Genomic DNA, 18,269 nt, shown 5'->3' with positions numbered 1-18,269 from the left:
GCGGGCTTTGACGTGCCTGCGTGGTCAGCGTTCAATGCGCGCCAGTTTTTCCAAGGGGGATTTCATATCCATGACGATGCATAAAGCGGCCCTGATGGTTGCAGGCCCGGCGCTATTGCTGGCCGCCTGTGATCCTGCCGGAAACGGAGATGTCACTGTGAACGAAACGGCAGCCTCATCCCACAGCCAGAGCGAGGAGCGGGCGGGCGTGGACGCCGAAGCGCGCGCGCTGAACGCGGCCATCCAGTCCGGCTCGGAAGAATTGCTGTGGCTGGAAGAGGTGGAAGGCGAGGAAGCCCTTGCCTTTGCCCGCGCCCAGAACGAACGCTCGCTGGGTCATCTGCAGGCCGATCCGCGTTATCAGCAGCACTTCGACCGGGCGCTTGAGGTGCTCGAAAGCACAGACCGTATCCCGTTCGTGACGGTGCGCGGCAGCGAGCTGTGGAATTTCTGGCAGGACGCACAGAACACGCACGGGCTGTGGCGGCGCACCACGCTGGAAAGCTATGAGACGGCGAACCCTGAATGGGATGTCGTGCTCGATCTCGATGCGCTGGCCGACGAAGAAGGGCGCAACTGGGTGTGGCGTGGCTCGTCCTGCCTGGCACCGGATTATCGCCATTGCATGCTGACGCTTTCCGATGGCGGGTCGGATGCGGCCCATATCCGCGAATGGGATATGGAGAGCCGCAGCTTTGTCGAGGATGGCTTTGTTGTTCCGCCCACCAAGGGCACGACCGCCTGGATCGATGAAGACACGCTGCTGATCGCCACCGCGCTCGATCCGGCTGAAACCACGACCTCCGGCTATCCGTTCGTGGTCAAGCGCTGGACGCGGGGCACGCCGATAGAAGAGGCGCAAGTGGTCTTCACCGGTGCCGCCAGTGATGTCGGCGTGTGGCCGGCCCGCTTCCAGCAGGCCGACGGCACGTTCTATCTTCTGGCCACGCAGGCCGAGACCTTCTTTGAGAGCGTGTACTGGCTGCTGCCGGACAATGCGCAAGGCGAGCCGATCCGGCTTACCCTGCCGCGCCGGGTCAGCCCGCAAGCCCTGTTTGGCGACCAGCTGGTCTTCTCCATCGAGGAGGACTGGACGCCCGTGGAAGGCGGCGAGACCTATCCCCAGGGCGCGGTGCTTTCGCTCTCCATGTCTGAGCTGGCCGCAACGGGCGAACTGCCCGCCATCGAGACGGTGTTCGTCCCCGGTGAGCGCCAGTCGGTCGGCGGGTTTGCCGCTACGGCGAACCATTTGCTGGCCGTGATCGACGAGAATGTCGTCGGGGGATTGTGGGTCTTTACCCGTGATGAAAATGGCTGGCAGCGCCGCCAGGTGGAGACGCCGGAGAACACCTCGGTCTCCATCACCACGGCCGATGACCAGTCCGATCTCGCCTTCGTCTCGGCGCAGGGTTATCTGACGCCGAACACGCTCTACCGGGTCAGCGCGGATGCCACTTCGCTCTCGCCCGCCAAATCGATGCCGGCCTGGTTTGATACCACCGGTCTGGAAGTGGAGCAGCGCGAGGCGGTCAGCGCCGACGGCACACGCATTCCCTATTTCATCATCCACAATCCGGAGCGCTCAGGCGCGGAGCCGGGGCCAACCCTGCTCTACGCCTATGGTGGTTTCCAGGTAAGCCTGAACCCGTCCTATTCGGGTACGATGGGCCGGCTCTGGCTGGAAAATGGCGGCACCTATGTGCTGGCGAACATTCGCGGCGGGGGCGAGTTCGGTCCGGCCTGGCACCAGGCGGGCCTGACCATCAACCGCCAGCGCATCTATGACGATCTGATTGCGGTCTCGGAGGCGCTGATTGCCGACGGCATCACCACACCGGCCCAGCTGGGCGTGGTGGGCGGCTCCAATGGCGGGCTGTTGACCGGCGTGATGTATACCCAGCGCCCGGATCTCTTTGGCGCGGTCATCAGCCAGGTGCCGCTTCTGGACATGATGCGCTTCCACACCATGCTGGCCGGGGCCAGCTGGCAGGCCGAATACGGCTTCCCGGATGAAAACCCGGACGAACGCGCCTTCCTGCGCTCCATCTCGCCGCTGCACAATGTGGACCCGGACCGGGAGTATCCCCCGCTCTTCCTTCTCACCTCGACCAAGGATGACCGGGTGCATCCGGCTCATGCCCGCAAGATGGCGTATCTGACCGGCGCTCTCGGCCTCGACATGCTCTATTACGAGAACATGGAAGGCGGCCATTCTGCGGCGGCAAACCTGCGCGAAACGGCCAACCGGCTGGCGCTGGAATACACCTTCCTGATGCAGAATCTGATGGATGGTGAGGAGTAGGCGCTTTCAAGCCTGCGCCTGAAATTGAAAGCCCCGCCGGAGTGCTCCGGCGGGGTTTTTTGTGCGATTGTGGAGTAATCTACTGTCGGCAAGAGACATGAGCCGCAAGGAAAGGGATGTGTATGAGCGCGCAGGATAAGAAGCCGCCGGTCTTTGCCAGCGAAGCCGAAGAACGCGCATGGTGGGAGGTCCACGATTCCGCTGACCATGTGGACTGGAGCAAGGCCGAACGCGTGCGTATGCCCGCGCTCAAGCCAAGCTCGGCCTCCATTTCGCTGCGGCTGCCGGTCGCGCTTCTTGAGCGCATCAAGATTGCCGCCAACAAGCGCGACATGCCCTACCAGTCCCTGATCAAGGCATGGCTCGCGGAAAAGGCCGATACTGCGCCGGAGAAAGCGGAGCAGGGTTAGCTGAGCGTCTTTTCCAGCTTCGCGATCAGGTCCGGGAATGCGTTTCTGGCGGCATCGGTGAGGAAAGCGATATCGACCCTGTCATAGGCATGGGCGAGACGGGTGCGTAGCCCGATGGCCTTCTTCCACGGGATGTCCGGGTAATCGGCCACTATGCCGGGCTCGCTTTCAATGGCTGCGCGAAGGGCTTCACCGACAATCTCACAGGCGCGTTCAAGGGCTCGCCGGGCGACAGGGTCGTTCGCAATCGCGTTATTGTCTCGTTCAGCGACAAGCTCATGCGCAAAGCGCGCTTCGGTGAGCGCGTCTGACAGGCGTTTGCGTATCTGGGCCCTCACAGCGCCACCCTCACACCTGTCATCGCCACTTCCCGCTTGAGTTCCGGCGAGAGGGAACGAGCGTGGATCACGTCCACTTCGCGCAGGAAGATGTCTTCCAGACGCTCGGCCACCGCAATGAGCGCGTCATAGCCAAAGCTCTCGTCCGCCGTCTCGATGACGACATCCACATCGCTGGCGGCGTGGGCCTTGCCGCTAGCTATCGAGCCGAAGAGGGTAATCGCGGTAACGCCAAGTGCACGCAAGCTGTCCCGCTCCGCCATCAGGCGGGCGCGGGCATCGTCCAGCGTGGGTATCGCGAGCGCTGTGTCCATGCGCGCAGTGATAGCACGGATTTGACGCGGTCACCCTACCCCATGGTCGGGATGATGAAGGACTGGTCAGTGACCTCACCGGTGGGCCAGCGCTGGGTGACGGTCTTGATCTTGGTGAAGAAGCGCACCCCTTCCATGCCGTGCTGGTTGGAATCGCCAAAGGCAGAGCGTTTCCAGCCACCAAAGGTGTGGTAGGCGACCGGCACCGGGATCGGCACATTGATGCCGACCATGCCGACATTCACCTTGGCGGCAAACTCGCGTGCCGCCAGGCCATTGCGGGTGAAGATGGCAACGCCATTGCCGTACTGGTGTTCGCTGGGCAGGCGCGCGGCTTCTTCCAGGTCCTTGGCGCGCACGATCTGCAGGACCGGACCAAAGATTTCTTCCTGGTAGGAGCGCATGTCCGGGCGCACGCGGTCAAAGAGTGACGGGCCGACGAAGAAGCCCTTCTCATGGCCCTGCAGCTCGAAGCCGCGCCCATCGATGAGGAGTTCGGCGCCCTCTTTCACGCCCATCTCGATATAGCTCTCGATGCGGGCCTTGTGGGCGGCGGTCACTACGGGGCCGTAAATCGCATCCGGGTCCAGCGAATGGCCGGGTTTAAGCGTCTCGATCTCGGGGATCAGCGCCTCGATCAGGCGGTTGGCGGTGTCCTCGCCAACGGGAACGGCCACGGGCAATGCCATGCAGCGCTCACCAGCCGACCCGAAGGCGGAACCCACGAGGTCTTTCACGACCTGATCCATGTCGGCGTCGGGCATGACGATGCCGTGGTTCTTTGCCCCGCCCATGGCCTGCACGCGCTTGCCGTTCTCCGCGCCCTTCACATAGACGTACTGGGCGATGTCAGATGAGCCGACAAAGCTGATGGCTTTCACATCCGGGTGCTCCAGAAGCGCATCGACGACCTCCTTGTCGCCGTGGACGACGTTCAGCACGCCGTCGGGCAGACCGGCTTCTTGCATCAGCTCGGCCAGGCGCAGCGGCACGGACGGATCGCGCTCTGAGGGCTTCAGAATAAAGGCATTTCCGCACGCGATGGCGACGCCAAACATCCACATCGGGATCATGGCCGGGAAGTTGAACGGGGTGATGCCCGCCACCACGCCCAGAGGCTGGCGCATGGAGTAGACATCAATGCCGGGGCCAGCGCCTTCAGTGTACTCGCCTTTGAGCAGGTGGGGCACGCCGCAGGCAAACTCGATCACTTCCAGCCCGCGCTGGATGTCGCCCTTGGCGTCCGCGACCACCTTGCCGTGCTCGGACGCCAACAGGCGGGCGAGATCTTCCATATTCTCTTCAACGAGCGCCTTGAAGCGGAACATGACGCGGGCGCGGCGCTGCGGATTGGTCGCCGCCCAGGAGAGCTGCGCTTCCCTGGCGATCTCCACTGCGTGCGCGAGCTCGGCCTTTGTCGCCAGCCGCACACGCGCCTGCACCTCGCCAGCGCTCGGATCGAACACATCGCCGAAGCGCTCAGAGGTGCCAGCTTCGTGCCGGCCTTTGATGAAATGGGGAATTTCGCGCGTCATAGAGGGTCTCCCAGGGATTCGAGCGGAGTGCGCCGAGTGCTGACGCAATTCCGGCCGAGGCATAACGCCGTCCCCAGGACATGTCGAGACAGGGCTGCTCTAGTGCTCTGCGGGCCTTGCCCTGACAAAGTCAATGCGCGTGCCAACAGCAAGACGGCCGGAAAGTTCATCCTCAGCCATCAGTCCCCCGCGCCAGACCGCTGCCCGCTGCTGGTCGAGGAGCTGGATCTGGTATGGCCTGTCCTCGTGAACTGCCCACAACACCGCTCTGCTCAGGGTGGCCGGGCAGTCATCCGCGACAGTCACGCCGCCGCCGGAATGAAACTCGACGGAGCAGATATCGCTCCCCTGAAGCTGCCATCCACCGGCCAGGCGCCCCTGGGTCGGGCTCAGGGGCCGGCCTGTGAGCGTTGCCAGTTCTGCTCCGGCCCGGTTGTCCGGCGTGCGAATATCCTCTTCCAGCAGCCGGGACGGGCCAAAATCACGCCCATCGCCCTCATCTGAACGGCTCTCGCACGCAGCAAGCGCAATTAGAGCGAGTGCGGCAAATTTGTCGCATTTCTGCCAAAATGATCGCTTCGTTCGCATCATGGTCCTGCGATAATTGATTAACTTTTCGTTAGCAGTCTAAGCTTCGTCACCGAAAAATTGAAGTCTCGTGCGGACGGCAGACGAATTACCGTCCCGAAGATTATAACGGTTTGAAGGGGAAACATCATGCACCGGAAGATGAATCTGAAGGCATCACTCGGAACGGCGGCCTCCGCCCTCGTGCTCGCGGTGGCGATTGGCAGTACGGCCAACGCCCTGCCCATCCGCGATGATATCGGCGTCGATGGGGCGGTCGATACAGACAATGTGTGGGCCGGCGTCGGCATGATGTGGAACCGTACGCCCGGCGGCACCTTCGTGTGCACCGGTCAGCTCATCAATCCGCGGACGGTTGTCTGGGCTGCGCACTGCGTCGATGGATACAATGAGATGCTGTATGGCGGGGAGCAGGGCGGCATCCCCATCGGTTTCGGCTTTCAGGTTGATTCAATCCCCGGCTATCTTGACTGGACTGATCGCGGTCTGGCGACCGGCGACTGGTTGTCCAATCCAGATCTGGCCTTCTACAACGTGCTTCAGGTCCAGGCGCCCTTCGGCCTGGACGGCGAGTTCGATTTTCCGGGCGGGGACGTGGCGCTGGCCACGCTGGACACGCCGGCGATCGGGCTGCCCACCTACGGCATGCTGTTCTCACCGATCACCGAGGACATGCCCGTCTCCATGGTCGGTTATGGCGGCACGGGTATAGGTTCGGGCGTCAATGTGGGTATTGACGGCAAGCGCCGCGCCGGCACGAACATGCTCAACGGCCTGTTCAGCCAGATGGACTTCATCGGCGCGTCATTGGCTGTACCGGGATTGGCGGGCTTTTTTGGCCCGTCCGGCGACCAGCTGCTCTACCATATCGATTTTGACAGGCCCGATCGTGATGCAAGTGACTGCTACCGCGCCGGTCCGTCAGGCAATCCGGGCATTTTCGGACCGGACGATCTTCTCTGCGATACGCCGCCCTGGTCGGACGGTCTGACCTGGGACTTCAATCAGCTGATCTCGGTGAATAATCAGATCGACTGGTTCCCGGGCGATGCGACCGAGCAGGAAGCCGGTACGCTGGGCGGGGATTCGGGAAGCGGGCTTTTCGTCGAAATGGACGGCCAGCAGCTTGTCACCAGCGTTCTGTCGGGCGGCTGGGTTGCGGGCCTGTTTTCGCCTGCCAACACCCTTTACGCCGACGTGTCTTACTACAATCCGCTCTTCCTCTATCAGAACTGGATTGCCGAGCAGAACCCGTATGTCTACGCGACCGCGGCAGCCGGAGACGGTGACTGGTCGGATGCCAGCCGCTGGACGCGGGCGATGGACCCGTCCTATTTCGTCGTCGATGCGCAAGGCAATCTCGTCAACGGGATGTGGGCTGATGCCCCGGAGACACCGGAAGACGGGCTGGCCCTGGAAGGCCCGCTATTCGGGACCATCTTCGATACCACGGCCGAGGGGTACCGCGATGGGGACCTGTTCGACAATTCGCCGGACTATGGCGCGTCAAGCGCGGCTGAAAGCGCCGCATCCAGTGCCGCGTCTTCGGACAGCAGCACGCGCAGTGTAGACAGTGTCGTCGAACTAGGTCATAAACTCATAAACGGGATTCCGTTTTTGGCCGAAGCCTGATTCAACCTTCGCGAGGAGGATATGGATCATGGGCCGTCGCCGCTACGAGTTGACCGATTTCGAGTGGTGGATCATCGAACCCTTGCTGCCGAACAAGCCGCGCGGTGTGCCGCGTGTGGACGATCGCAAGGTGCTCAACGGGATTTACTGGCGCTTGCGCACCGGGTCGCCCTGGGCGGAAATCCCGGAGCGCTACGGTCCGGCGACGACCTGCTACAACCGCTTCGTCCGGTGGCGCAAGCTGGGCGTCTGGGATCGGATATTCGACGCGATCACAGCGGCTTACGACGGCGACATCCAGATGATCGACAGCTCGTCGATCCGCGTTCACCAGCACGGGGCGAACGCAAAAAAGGGGGCGCGGACGCCGCCGCCGGAGACACTCCTGACCCCCGATGCATGGGGCGCTCGCGGGGCGGGCTGACGACGAAAATCCATGCCCTCGTGGACGCCAACGGCCTGCCCGTCGCACTCAAGCTCACGCCCGGCCAGGCCCATGACGGACGCAGCGCCACCGATATGCTCGGCGGGATCGGCGAAGGCCAGATCCTGCTGGCCGACCGGGCCTATGACAGCGACGCCCTGCGCGACAGCCTAAAATCGCGTGGTGCATGGGGTTGCATCAAACCGGTCTCACGTCGCAAGAACCCGCCCAGCTTCAGCCCCTTCCTCTATCGCTACCGCAATCTCGTCGAACGCTTCTTCAGCAAGATCAAACACTTCCGGGCCATCGCAACGCGCTACGAAAAACACGCCGATAACTACCTTGCCCTCGTCAAACTCGCCGCTATCCAGATATGGCTCAGAAATTATGAGTCTGTGTCCTAGGTGCTGGCGGGATGAGCTACGGTCCGGCGCAAATGACCGCCGGCGTGCAAGTCATTGATAGCAGCGCCCAGGAGCCGCGCGTGGGCGGCTTCCTCCCGGCTGACAATATTGGCCGGATTGACGACGAAGAGCTTCACGGCAGCCAGACGCCATCGACGGTAATCAGCGTTGCTGAATCAGACGGGCAGGCTCAGGCGGCGGAAACCGACCCGCCCGTCTCCGGCTTTGCCATTGGCAGCTCCGATTTCGTTCCGAACAATTCCTATGGTCTTTTCGGTACGTTTGCCGGGGCGATCACCGGTGATGTTGCACGCTTCTACGATGTGACGCTGAGCGCCAGCGGCACGACGACGGTTGATATGAATGTCGAGATCGACCGGCTCCGCCTCACCGGCGCCAATGCAGGCTTCGTTCTGCCCGAAGAGCATATCTTCTCCACCCTCATCGCTTTCGACCAGAGCGCCGGGCAGTCCCGGATCGATGGTCTTCTGCTTGCCCGTGAGGTCATGATGACCGGCGGCCTGCTGCACGGCGATGGCATTATCAGCACGCTCACCTTCTGGAACGTGGCCGGCATGGTCAGCCCGGGCGCGCTGGGCGAGGTCGGCGAGCTACTCATTCTGGGCGACTATGTGCAGACAGCCGCCGGCGCACTGATTTTCGACTGGTCGGCAGAGGGCAGCGATATGCTGCTGGTTGATGGCAGTGTCGCACTTGGCGGTGTTGCCGGCATCAATCCTGTGGGCGGCTACATTCCGACCCGCGGTGACCGGCGCGCTGTGCTGGAATATTCGGGTGATCGCGCTGGTGAGTTCGATGGCACAATTGATCTGCCAGGCGTGCTGTTCCTGTCACCTGTCTATTCGGACGGCATGGTCGAGTTGCAGATTCTGGCTGAAGATTTCAGCGATTTCGCCAACTTCACCAATCCGTCCCAGGCAACCCTCGGTGCGCGCTTCGACCAGCTGCGCGACAATCCGCAGGCTGGTCCGGTGGCGTCCCTCTTCCAGGTGATGGACCTCTTGCCGAACGGTCCGCTGGAGGATGCGTTCGAGAATCTGGTGCCACATGAGGGCTTCCAGCTGCGCCGGACGCTGACAAGCCATGGCGATCTGCTGGCCGGTGCGCTGCGCGGCCGGATGCTTAAGGGCCCGGGAGCGGGCGGTGGCACGCCGGGCGGCAACCAGGCCATGTTCAGCCTGATGGGGTCTGAGGCGGGCGCAGGCATGGGCGGCATGTCGCTGGCCGAAGCTGCCCGCGCTGCCGATGCTGGCGGCCAGCCCGATGTGCATGATCTCGGCAACGGGTTTGAGGTGTTCTTCACAGCCGGCCTTGTTGATGCCTCCGCTCCCACCACAGCCAGCTCGGCCAATGCCGATATCGAAGGCGGGTTCGCAATGGCCGGTATCGATTATGGCCGGCGCTATGGCTGGCGCTTCGGAGCTGCGATCGGTTTTGCCACTTCGGAAAGCGATCAGGTCCTGGCCGGCGGCGGTGCCGCCAATAGCCGGGTGGAGAGTGTCCAGCTCACCGGCTACGCCGCCTATCGGGGTGAAAGACTGCAAGGTCTGCTCGCGGCAAGCTATGGCGATCATAGCTCGCGTGCCCGGCGTGATGTGGCCATTGGCGGACTCGTTTTGCCGGTTACCGGCACTCTGAGCGCCAACAGCTATGACCTGACGGGTCAGATTGGCTACACCGTGACCAATGGCGCTCTGCGTGCGACGCCGATGGCGAGCATTACCTGGCACCGTGTCGAGGTTGATTCGGGCAGCGTGACCGGTTCGCCTGCCGCTTTTGATCTGTCGAGCTATTCGGACAGCTTCACAACGGCTCGCGTAGGGCTGGATGCCGGGCTTATCGTGAACAATGCCCGTTTCACGCTCGAACCGCGTGCCTATATTGGCTACGCCAACCGGCTCAGCGATGAGAGCGAAACCATTGCGGGTGATTTTGCCGGAACGCCCGGCACGCAGGGCCTTATCCTGGGTACCGGTGTGGATGCCGAAAGCGACTGGTTTGAAATCTCGGTCGGCGCAATTGCGCGTCTGAACAACGGGATCGATCTGTCACTGGCCTATGAGACCCGTGCAGGTAGCAACCGGATCCGTGACGTGGACGCACTCATCTTTGGTCTGCGCACCCGGTTCTAGGGCAGAACACCCGTGAACTGAAAAGGCCGCCTCGTGAAACGAGGCGGCCTTTTTCTTGCCGATGGGCGCAGATTCTAGCGGTTGCGCTCCAGACGGATGCGCGCGCCATCGCTCATGGCGCCCTGCCAGGGGCTGTTCGCGTTCGCCCGCTCGCCGGCGAAAAGCGTGTCGCCGGCCGCGTCCACAAAGATGAGATGTCCGCCCTCGTCCTCCTCGAACTGCCAGAACATGGTTTCGGCGATTTCCAGCTCGCACTCGGGCGAGACGGCAGCAAGGCCCGCCGCGCCCGCCATCAGGGCCATCGCGCCTTGCGGGCGGCGGGCAGGCGGCATCAGCACCAGTGCGCACTGCGTGCCATCCTCCGCCGTGGCTGTGTAGTTTCCGGCGATGGCGGAGCCTTGCGGCGTCTGCGCGGCAAGCAGGAGGGCGACAAGTAAGCTCATTGCGGGCAATTCCCTTGCTGAAGGTCAGCTTGTAGCGCCAGTCTAGCTTTCCTTTGCGCTGGCGTCGCCCCTCCATGCCTGCCGGTTACATGGAGCGCTGGCCGACGCGCTTTGACACTTCGGCGGCGCTTTCCTTGCGCTCGCTATAGCGGTCCACGAGATAATCGGCGCAATCGCGGGTCAGCAGGGTGAATTTCACCAGCTCCTCCATGACATCGATGATGCGGTCATAGAGCGAGGAGGGTTTCATCCGGTCATGCTCGTCAAACTCCAGCCAGGCTTTGGGGACCGATGACTGGTTTGGGATGGTGATGAGGCGCATCCAGCGGCCCAACACGCGCAGCTGGTTGACCGTGTTGAAGCTCTGCGAGCCGCCCGATACCTGCATCACGGCCAGCGTCTTGCCTTGCGTGGGACGCACTCCGCCGAGCGATAGCGGTATCCAGTCAATCTGCGCTTTCATAATGCCCGTCATCGCGCCATGGCGTTCGGGCGAGCACCAGACCATGCCTTCTGACCACATGACGAGATCGCGCAGCTCGGCGACCTTGGGATGGCTCACATCCGCATCGTCGGGCAGAGGCAGGCCGGAAGGGTTATAGATGCGCGTCTCCGCGCCAAGGCGTTCCAGAATGCGCGCGGCTTCTTCAGTGGCCATGCGGCTGAAGGAGCGGTCACGTACCGACCCATAAAGCAGCAGGATGCGCGGCTTGTGGCTGACACGGGTGGCCGGGAAGAGCCGCTCCAGCTCCACATCGCGGTAGCACTCCTCATCCAGATGTGGTGTGGAGGGATCAAGGCTCATCGGGATTACTCCGTCGGGAATTTGGCGCGTGTCCGGTTGGCGAGCGCGACCAGCGAGAGCATGACCGGCACCTCCACCAGCACGCCCACGACCGTCGCCAGCGCAGCGCCGGAATTGAGCCCAAAGAGCCCGATAGCGACGGCGACCGCCAGCTCGAAGAAGTTCGATGTGCCGATGAGGGCGCATGGCGCGGCCACGTTATGGGGCACTTTCCACATCCAGGCTGCGCCATAGGCCAGCGCGAAAATGGCGTAGGACTGGATGATGATGGGCACTGCGATCATGGCGATCACCAAAGGTGCGCTGAGGATCGTCCCGCCCTGAAAGCCGAAGAGCAGCACGACGGTCGCGATCAGCGCGCTGATCGAAACCGGCTTGATCCGGGCATTGAAGCCGTCCAGCCGCGCCGTGCCACCAGTGCGGATCAGCCAGCGGCGAACCGCTATGCCTGCGATGAGCGGGATGACCACATAGAGCACCACGGAGAGAACAAGCGTCTCCCATGGCACGGAGATCGAGGTGACGCCCAGCAGCAGCGCCACGATGGGGGCGAAAGCCACGACCATGATCGCGTCGTTTACCGACACCTGAACGAGCGTGTAGGCCGGATCGCCTTTTGTGAGCTGCGACCAGACAAACACCATGGCGGTGCAGGGCGCAGCGCCCAGAATGATGAGGCCGGCAATATATTGCTCGGCATTTTCCGGTTCGATGAAGCGGGCAAACACGCCCTCAAAGAAGACGACAGCCAGCAGCGCCATGGTGAAGGGCTTGATGAGCCAGTTTACCACCAGCGTGATGATGAGGCCCTTGGGCTTCTCGCCCACACGCATCAGCGCGCCAAAATCCACATTCACCATCATCGGGAAGACCATCGCCCAGATGAGGATGGCGACAGCCAGATTGACCGATGCGTATTCCAGCCCCGCCAGAAAGCCGAACAGGCCGGGCAGGAATGTGCCGAGCGCGATACCGGCAATGATGGCGAGGCCAACCCAGACCGAGAGCCATTTCTCGAACGGGCCAATACCGGCAGGCGCAGCGTCTTTGGGTGCAGTCATCAATGAGTCTCTCGGGGCTGGAAGCCGGGCAGGGACACGCCTTCATGCGCGGCCTTCAGGGCGGCATTTAGACTGGCGGGATCAGACAGATCACCGTCAAACGCCAGCACCGCTTCGACGCGGGTTTTAAGGGCCTGATAGGTCTGCTCGAACGCCTCGCGGCAGGCGGCATCCGGCGTCACATAGGCAGGGTCTGGCAGGCCCCAATGGACCTGTACCGGCGCGCCAGGCCAGATGGGGCAGGTCTCGCTGGCCGCTGAGTCACACACCGTGATCACGCCGTGGATTTCAGGTGCTTGCGTTCCGGCGAACACGTCCCAGCTCTTTGAACTATAGCCCTCAGTTGGAAGGCCATGCGCCTTTAACGTCTCCAGCGCCACCGGGTGTGGTTCGCCCTTGGGCTGTGACCCGGCAGAGATGGCGGTGATTTTTCCTTCACCCAGTGCGTTAAACAGGGCCTCTCCCAGGATGGAGCGGGCGGAGTTTCCGGTACACAGGACAAGAATGCGGATCATGGGCGGCTTTCCGTGGCGCGGGTTTTCCCGATCTCTAACCTTGACATTTCAATATTTCAAGAATTATTGAAATGAAATGTCAGATCGCCCCGAACTCGAAGAATCCAGCGCCTGCGCCCAGCTTTCCGCCCTCGCCCATGAGGGCCGGCTGCGCATATTCCGCGCCCTTGTCGCTGCAGGCCCCAAAGGACTTGCAGCAGGCATGCTGGCAGAGCAGGTAGGGATCAGTCCCAGCAATCTTTCCGCCCATCTGGCCGTGCTGACGGGCGCGGGTCTCGCGCAGGTGGAGAAAGCCGGGCGTCAGCGCATTTATGCCGCCAATCTGGTGGCGACAGCAGAGCTCGTGAGCTTTCTCATCGCCGATTGCTGCGGCGGGGATCCCGAGCTGTGCCGGGATGTGACGGCCAAGCTGGCGGTATCCGCGCTGAGGGCTTGCAACTAGGGCGCACTCACGCGAACTCTACTCGTAATGAGCCCTTATCCCGCCGACCTTTATCCCATTCCCCCTGCGCCGCCCCAGTCGGCGAAGGAACTTGTCGATCAGCTGATCGATGAGCGCGCGCCGCGCCTGCGCCGCCATCCCTGGCTCTGGAATATCGTCCGGCCCACCGCAGGCGCGCTGATGGGCTATCGCGACGCGATCCGTATGGTCGATACGGTGAGGCCGATGCGGGCGCGTGAGGCGTTCGACTGGGCGGCGGACTATCTGGACCTGACGGTGAACACGCACGGGCTTGATGCCATTCCTGATACTGGCCCGGTGGTGATTATCGGCAATCATCCCGGCGGCATCGCCGACGGTATCGCGCTGTGGCAGGCGATCCGGGAGAAGCGCCCTGATCTTTGCTTTCTGGCCAACCGGGATGCGCTGCGGGTCTGCCCCGGCCTTGAAGACATGCTGATCCCGGTGGAATGGCGCAAGAATGCGCGCAGCCGGGCCAATGCCCGCGATACGCTGCGTGGCTCCATGGAGGCGCTCAATCATGGCCGCTGCCTTGCCATCTTCCCGTCAGGGCGCATGGCGCGCTGGCGCTGGAAACGCTGGGGGCTGGTGGAGGAGCCGTGGGCGCCGACGGCGATCTCGCTCGCCCGGCGCTTCAATACGCCGGTGGTGACGCTGGGCGTACGCCAGTCCATGCCGCTTGCCTTCTATGCGCTGGACCAGATCCATGAGGAGCTGCGCGATATCACGCTCTTTCACGGGCTGATGCGCCAGCGCGGCAAGACCTATCGTTTGCGTTTTTCCGATCCTCTCCCCGCCCGCGAGATACCGGGCAGCGAGGCCGAAGCCACCGCCTCAATCCTCCAACAGGCCGAGGCGCTGGCCTGGGGCCGGTAGTAAAAAAAAGCCCCGGCGGAGGGATCCGCCGGGGCTTTTCATGCGCATGAGACAGATGCCTAGTAGCGGTAGTGCTCGGCCTTGAACGGGCCTTTCTGCTCCACGCCGATATAGTCGGCCTGTTCAGGTGACAGCGTGGTCAGTTTCGCGCCCAGCTTGTCGAGATGCAGCGCCGCGACTTTCTCGTCGAGATGCTTGGGCAGGATGTAGACATCGTTCTTGTACTGATCGCCCCGGGTCCACAGCTCGATCTGGGCCAGGACCTGATTGGTGAAGCTGGCGCTCATCACGAAGCTCGGATGGCCATTGGCATTGCCCAGATTCACCAGTCGGCCTTCGGACAGGAGGATGATCTTGTGACCTTCAGGGAACTCGATCAGATCGACCTGCGGTTTCACATTGGTCCACTGGAAATTGCGCAGCGCCTCGACCTGAATCTCGTTATCGAAATGGCCGATATTGCAGACAATCGCCATGTTCTTCATGGCACGCATATGGTCGACGGTGATGACGTCCTTGTTGCCGGTGGCGGTGACGATGACGTCCACTTCGCCGATCACGTCCTCAAGGCGGACAACGCCATAGCCGTCCATCGCGGCCTGCAGGGCGCAGATCGGGTCGATCTCGGTCACGGAAACCCGGCAACCGGCCTGTGACAGGGATTCGGCCGAGCCCTTGCCGACATCGCCATAGCCGCACACCACAGCCGTCTTGCCGGCCATCATCACGTCGGTGCCGCGCCGGATGGCATCGACCAGGCTTTCGCGGCAGCCATAGCGGTTGTCGAATTTCGACTTGGTGACAGAGTCATTGACGTTGATGGCCGGGAAGGCGAGCTCGCCGCGCTTGGCCATCTGGTAGAGGCGCATGACGCCGGTGGTGGTCTCTTCGGATACGCCCTTGATGCTGGCTTTCGCCTTGGCAAACCAGCCGGGGCTCGCCTTGATGCGGCGGCGGATGGCGTCAAACAGCCAGCGCTCCTCTTCCGATTTCGGCTCGCCGAGGATGGAGGGGTCTTTTTCGGCTTTTTCGCCCAGCTGGAGATACATGGTGGCATCGCCGCCATCATCCAGGATCATGTTGGCGGTCTCGCCGTCCGGCCAGTGGAAGATGGCGTCGGCATAATCCCAGTATTCCTGCAAGGACTCGCCCTTGACGGCGAAGACCGGCACGCCGGTCTCGGCAATGGCGGCAGCGGCATGGTCCTGGGTGGAGAAGATGTTGCACGAGGCCCAGCGCACTTCGGCGCCAAGGGCGGTCAGCGTCTCGATCAGTACGGCGGTCTGCACGGTCATGTGCAGCGAGCCCGCGATGCGGGCGCCTTTCAGGGGCTTGGACTTGCCGAACTCCTCGCGCAGCGCCATCAGGCCCGGCATTTCGATCTCGGCCATGTCCAGCTCGATCCGGCCCCAGCGGGCCAGCGAGAGGTCCTTGACGAGATGGTCTTTGCCGTCGGGCGTGTTGAACAGCAGGGTCATGGATGATCCTTCTTTTTGCGCAGGGTTCGAAAACTGGAGTGCTTGGTGAGCGCGCTGTATAAACCCCTCGCAGATACATCGCAAACGGCGTGCTGCCCACTGTCACGGCTCTGACACAGGGAATTTGCAAACAAGAGGTTAAACCGGCCCGTTTTTTGTATACACTCTCTTAACGAGGGGCGTCTGTGCCATTGGCTGACAGCCGTGACGAGCACGAACATGGCGCGTGATGAGGGGATTAAGAGGCATGGCGATACTGCCGACAGCACACGCAACCCAGCGATTTGGCAGCCGGGCGATCGATTTCTACGTGGCGCCGGGACAGGTCATTGGATCGGACCCGCGCGCGCGCGCAGACGAGCGGCGTATCCAGGATCTCGATGGCGAGCGCCATCCTGTGCGGATCGGCAAGCGCGACTTTGCGCTGGACGCAGGCGATTATGCCGCCGTGATCCGCATGCAGCCCGGTCCCAAGCGCCGTTCCAGCCCGGTCGCGGTCGTCAATTACCGCACCAATAGCTGGACGCGCACCAGCCAGGACAATACCCGTGTATTGTCCCGCGCCGGGGTGTCGCGCAATGCCAACTGGATTCTCACCATGGTAGTGATGGCGGCTCTGGCGGTGCTGATTGTCTGGCCGCAACTGCTTGCTGTGCTGGGGCTTTTCGCGCCGGCCCTGGCTGCGGGCCTGCCCGCGTTTGATATCTTTGCCGCGCTTGTCAGCGTTCAGCCAGGACTCGCCGATGCCCGCCTGACCGAAACGGTTCCCGGCGTAGCGGAAAGCCTTGGCGCGCTGGCGCCGCAGCTCTCCGGCCAAGAGGGCGCTGCGATCTTTGCCGGTATTGTAGCGGCAGGCGCTCTTCTGGCTTTTGCGGCGCGCTCCTGGCGGTTTGCCTGGGTGCCTGTCTTCCTGGTGCTCACGCTGGCCGGCGCGATTGCCATTAATGGCCCCGAAATGGCGGCCATTCCGGCCCTGCTGGCTCTGGCGGGCAGCGCGGCCCTGTTCATTGTCGCGGGCATGGTCAATCGCTGGCGCGATGCAGCGCGGCTCGAAGCGCGCATTGCCCGGCTGGCCGACCATGTGCTGCGTCATCCGCCGCAGGAAATGGTGACCCGGCGCGAGACACCCGCCGAGCTTAGCGATGCTGCCGGGACGCAAGCCGAGGCCGAAACGGCCGAAGATGAAGAGGCGCAGGGCGTACCGGCCGCGGCGGTAGCGGCGCCTGTTGCTGCTGTTGCGGCGGCGGCCATTTCGGCGCGTGCGGCGGACGGCCAGAGTGAAGAAAGCGCGATTGCCGACGGCTCTGAAGAGGAGGCGGGCGAACTGCCCGAGGCCGAGGCCAGCGCGCCGTCTGAAGGCACGAGTGAGATGGCGGCACCCGAAGCGGAGGCAGCTGGCGAAGATGCGGCGCATGATCCGCGCGCTGAAGCGCGCTCCATGGATATCGCGCCGCCGCCGCCCATGCCGTCAGAGGCCCTGTCGGGCGATGCTTCGGCCGAGCGCGTCAACCGGGATGCCGAAGGCGTGGACGCCGGCTCTGGCGCCGGCGTCGAAGCGGGCGCCGATGCCAATACTGAAGCGGATGCGGAAGCGGAAGCTGAAGCCGGCCCGGTGGTCACCGAGACCGAAACCCTGCAGCCCGAAGCGCCTGTCGAGGCGGCCGGGATCGTGCAGCCGGAAACGGAGGGTGATGATACCCGTCTGAGCTCTGAGACAGAAGCACAGGCCGATACCGATACGCCAGAGGATGCGGCGATAGAGGCGGATGATGCCTTTGTCAGCGAGGATGCGGGCGGCGAAACCGGTGAGCGTCCGCGCGAGGGCTGATTACTCGCCTTCGTCGAACCCGTTTTCGATGAGCGTGCGCAGGGCTTCGGTCAGCGCCTGAGCGTCGTCGCCTTCTGCGCTCAGCGTCAGCTGGGTACCCGGCCCGGCACCCAGCATGAGCAGGTCCATGATGGAGCGGCCATCGGCCTGCTCGCCATCGCGCTCAACACTCAACGAAGCGGTATATTCACGCGCCAGGCCGACAAATTTCGCGGCCGCGCGTGCATGCAGGCCGCGCTTGTTCACGATGGTGACGTCCGCCGTGACTGTGCTCACGACAGCCCGTCAATCAGGTGGGAACCAACGGTGATATAGCGCCTGCCTGCGCTGGAGGCGTTGGCGGCCAGATCGGCGAGACTCATGCGCCCGCGCGCCTCTGCCAGCGTGATCATCATGGGCAGGTTTGCGCCTGCGATCACCTCCACCTTGCATTTTTCCAGCAGGGACATGGAGAGGTTGGAGGGGGTGCCGCCAAAAATATCGGTCACGATGATGACGCCATCGCCGCTATCGGCGGTCTCCACCGCGGCGCGGATATCGCTCCTGCGCTGCTCCATATCGTCATCGGCGCCGATGGAGACGGCCACGCATGCCGCCAGACGGCCCACGACATGTTCGGTCGCTGCCACCAGTTCCTGGGCAAGCTGACCGTGGGTGACGATGACGAGGCCGATCATGGAAACTCGAAAAAAGGAGCAGG

At 63.0% G+C, this 18,269-nt stretch carries 19 protein-coding genes; 8 read left to right on the top strand and 11 right to left on the bottom strand.

Annotation, left to right across the window (positions count from 1 at the left end; translation table 11 throughout):
• The first annotated feature begins 70 nt into the window (after positions 1-70).
• Together AB6B38_RS10995 and AB6B38_RS10990 are read left to right on the top strand one after the other, a co-directional pair.
• Entirely contained in the window at positions 71-2,302 is a 2,232-nt protein-coding gene (locus tag AB6B38_RS10995) for a prolyl oligopeptidase family protein (RefSeq protein ID WP_371392901.1), read from the top strand.
• A gap of 122 nt (positions 2,303-2,424) precedes the next feature.
• Positions 2,425-2,712 carry a BrnA antitoxin family protein gene (locus AB6B38_RS10990; RefSeq protein ID WP_371392900.1) on the top strand — a complete coding sequence of 96 codons (288 nt, stop codon included), beginning with the start codon at positions 2,425-2,427 and terminating at the stop codon, positions 2,710-2,712.
• Here AB6B38_RS10990 and AB6B38_RS10985 read toward each other — a convergent pair.
• The 4 genes from AB6B38_RS10985 to AB6B38_RS10970 form a co-directional block, all read right to left on the bottom strand.
• A complete protein-coding gene (locus AB6B38_RS10985; protein WP_371392899.1) occupies positions 2,709-3,050 on the bottom strand; it encodes a DUF86 domain-containing protein in 342 nt (113 codons plus the stop codon). The two genes, AB6B38_RS10990 and AB6B38_RS10985, sit on opposite strands and share 4 nt — an antisense overlap.
• On the bottom strand, positions 3,047-3,364 hold the full coding sequence (locus AB6B38_RS10980) for a nucleotidyltransferase family protein (RefSeq protein WP_371392898.1): 318 nt from the start codon (positions 3,362-3,364) through the stop codon (positions 3,047-3,049). The genes AB6B38_RS10985 and AB6B38_RS10980 overlap by 4 nt, the downstream gene beginning before the upstream one ends.
• A gap of 35 nt (positions 3,365-3,399) precedes the next feature.
• Positions 3,400-4,899 carry a CoA-acylating methylmalonate-semialdehyde dehydrogenase gene (locus tag AB6B38_RS10975; protein ID WP_371392897.1) on the bottom strand — a complete coding sequence of 500 codons (1,500 nt, stop codon included), beginning with the start codon at positions 4,897-4,899 and terminating at the stop codon, positions 3,400-3,402.
• A 99-nt stretch (positions 4,900-4,998) separates the two neighbouring features.
• Positions 4,999-5,490 (bottom strand): hypothetical protein, encoded by a 492-nt coding sequence (locus tag AB6B38_RS10970; protein WP_371392896.1) that lies wholly within the window; start codon positions 5,488-5,490, stop codon positions 4,999-5,001.
• A gap of 126 nt (positions 5,491-5,616) precedes the next feature.
• Between AB6B38_RS10970 and AB6B38_RS10965 the strand changes: the two genes are divergently transcribed.
• The 3 genes from AB6B38_RS10965 (at position 5,617) to AB6B38_RS10955 (ending at position 10,100) form a co-directional block, all read left to right on the top strand.
• Positions 5,617-7,119 carry a hypothetical protein gene (locus AB6B38_RS10965; RefSeq protein ID WP_371392895.1) on the top strand — a complete coding sequence of 501 codons (1,503 nt, stop codon included), beginning with the start codon at positions 5,617-5,619 and terminating at the stop codon, positions 7,117-7,119.
• 28 nt (positions 7,120-7,147) lie between these two features.
• Positions 7,148-7,947, top strand: a protein-coding gene (locus AB6B38_RS10960; RefSeq protein ID WP_371392684.1) for an IS5 family transposase whose coding sequence is annotated in 2 segments (ribosomal slippage) — positions 7,148-7,483 and positions 7,486-7,947 — 798 coding nt in all. Because the reading frame shifts where the segments join, the coding sequence is not laid out codon by codon here.
• 11 nt (positions 7,948-7,958) lie between these two features.
• Entirely contained in the window at positions 7,959-10,100 is a 2,142-nt protein-coding gene (locus AB6B38_RS10955) for an autotransporter outer membrane beta-barrel domain-containing protein (RefSeq protein ID WP_371392894.1), read from the top strand.
• Between the two features lie 74 nt (positions 10,101-10,174).
• On the opposite strand, the gene AB6B38_RS10950 is transcribed toward AB6B38_RS10955, so the two are convergent.
• The 4 genes from AB6B38_RS10950 to AB6B38_RS10935 form a co-directional block, all read right to left on the bottom strand.
• Positions 10,175-10,543 (bottom strand): hypothetical protein, encoded by a 369-nt coding sequence (locus tag AB6B38_RS10950; protein WP_371392893.1) that lies wholly within the window; start codon positions 10,541-10,543, stop codon positions 10,175-10,177.
• Positions 10,544-10,628: 85 nt separating this feature from the next.
• Complete coding sequence (gene arsH / locus AB6B38_RS10945; RefSeq protein WP_371392892.1) at positions 10,629-11,348, bottom strand: arsenical resistance protein ArsH; 720 nt, start codon at positions 11,346-11,348, stop codon at positions 10,629-10,631.
• A gap of 5 nt (positions 11,349-11,353) precedes the next feature.
• Positions 11,354-12,409, bottom strand: coding sequence for an ACR3 family arsenite efflux transporter (arsB, locus tag AB6B38_RS10940; protein ID WP_371392891.1), 1,056 nt, complete (start codon positions 12,407-12,409; stop codon positions 11,354-11,356).
• Positions 12,409-12,924 carry an arsenate reductase ArsC gene (locus tag AB6B38_RS10935; protein ID WP_371392890.1) on the bottom strand — a complete coding sequence of 172 codons (516 nt, stop codon included), beginning with the start codon at positions 12,922-12,924 and terminating at the stop codon, positions 12,409-12,411. The genes arsB and AB6B38_RS10935 overlap by 1 nt, the downstream gene beginning before the upstream one ends.
• A gap of 76 nt (positions 12,925-13,000) precedes the next feature.
• Between AB6B38_RS10935 and AB6B38_RS10930 the strand changes: the two genes are divergently transcribed.
• Both AB6B38_RS10930 and AB6B38_RS10925 read left to right on the top strand, forming a co-directional pair.
• Complete coding sequence (locus AB6B38_RS10930) at positions 13,001-13,366, top strand: ArsR/SmtB family transcription factor (protein WP_371392889.1); 366 nt, start codon at positions 13,001-13,003, stop codon at positions 13,364-13,366.
• Positions 13,367-13,393: 27 nt separating this feature from the next.
• Positions 13,394-14,263, top strand: a complete 870-nt coding sequence (locus tag AB6B38_RS10925) for a 1-acyl-sn-glycerol-3-phosphate acyltransferase (protein ID WP_371392888.1) — start codon at positions 13,394-13,396, stop codon at positions 14,261-14,263.
• A gap of 59 nt (positions 14,264-14,322) precedes the next feature.
• Here AB6B38_RS10925 and ahcY read toward each other — a convergent pair whose 3' ends face one another.
• A complete protein-coding gene (ahcY, locus tag AB6B38_RS10920) occupies positions 14,323-15,741 on the bottom strand; it encodes an adenosylhomocysteinase (protein ID WP_371392887.1) in 1,419 nt (472 codons plus the stop codon).
• Between the two features lie 247 nt (positions 15,742-15,988).
• Here ahcY and AB6B38_RS10915 point away from each other — a divergent pair, with 247 nt between their 5' ends.
• A complete protein-coding gene (locus tag AB6B38_RS10915) occupies positions 15,989-17,569 on the top strand; it encodes a hypothetical protein (protein ID WP_371392886.1) in 1,581 nt (526 codons plus the stop codon).
• On the opposite strand, the gene AB6B38_RS10910 is transcribed toward AB6B38_RS10915, so the two are convergent.
• Together AB6B38_RS10910 and AB6B38_RS10905 are read right to left on the bottom strand one after the other, a co-directional pair.
• Positions 17,570-17,845: an HPr family phosphocarrier protein gene (locus tag AB6B38_RS10910; RefSeq protein ID WP_371392885.1), complete on the bottom strand. Its 276-nt coding sequence runs from the start codon at positions 17,843-17,845 to the stop codon at positions 17,570-17,572.
• Entirely contained in the window at positions 17,842-18,246 is a 405-nt protein-coding gene (locus AB6B38_RS10905; RefSeq protein WP_371392884.1) for a PTS sugar transporter subunit IIA, read from the bottom strand. The genes AB6B38_RS10910 and AB6B38_RS10905 overlap by 4 nt, the downstream gene beginning before the upstream one ends.
• Between the last annotated feature and the right edge of the window lie 23 nt (positions 18,247-18,269).

It is taken from the genome of Glycocaulis abyssi, from assembly GCF_041429775.1.
In the GTDB taxonomy this organism is placed as follows: domain Bacteria; phylum Pseudomonadota; class Alphaproteobacteria; order Caulobacterales; family Maricaulaceae; genus Glycocaulis; species Glycocaulis abyssi.
The sequence above is the reverse complement of the archived record's forward strand: the minus strand, read 5'-3'. Positions and strand labels throughout refer to the sequence as shown.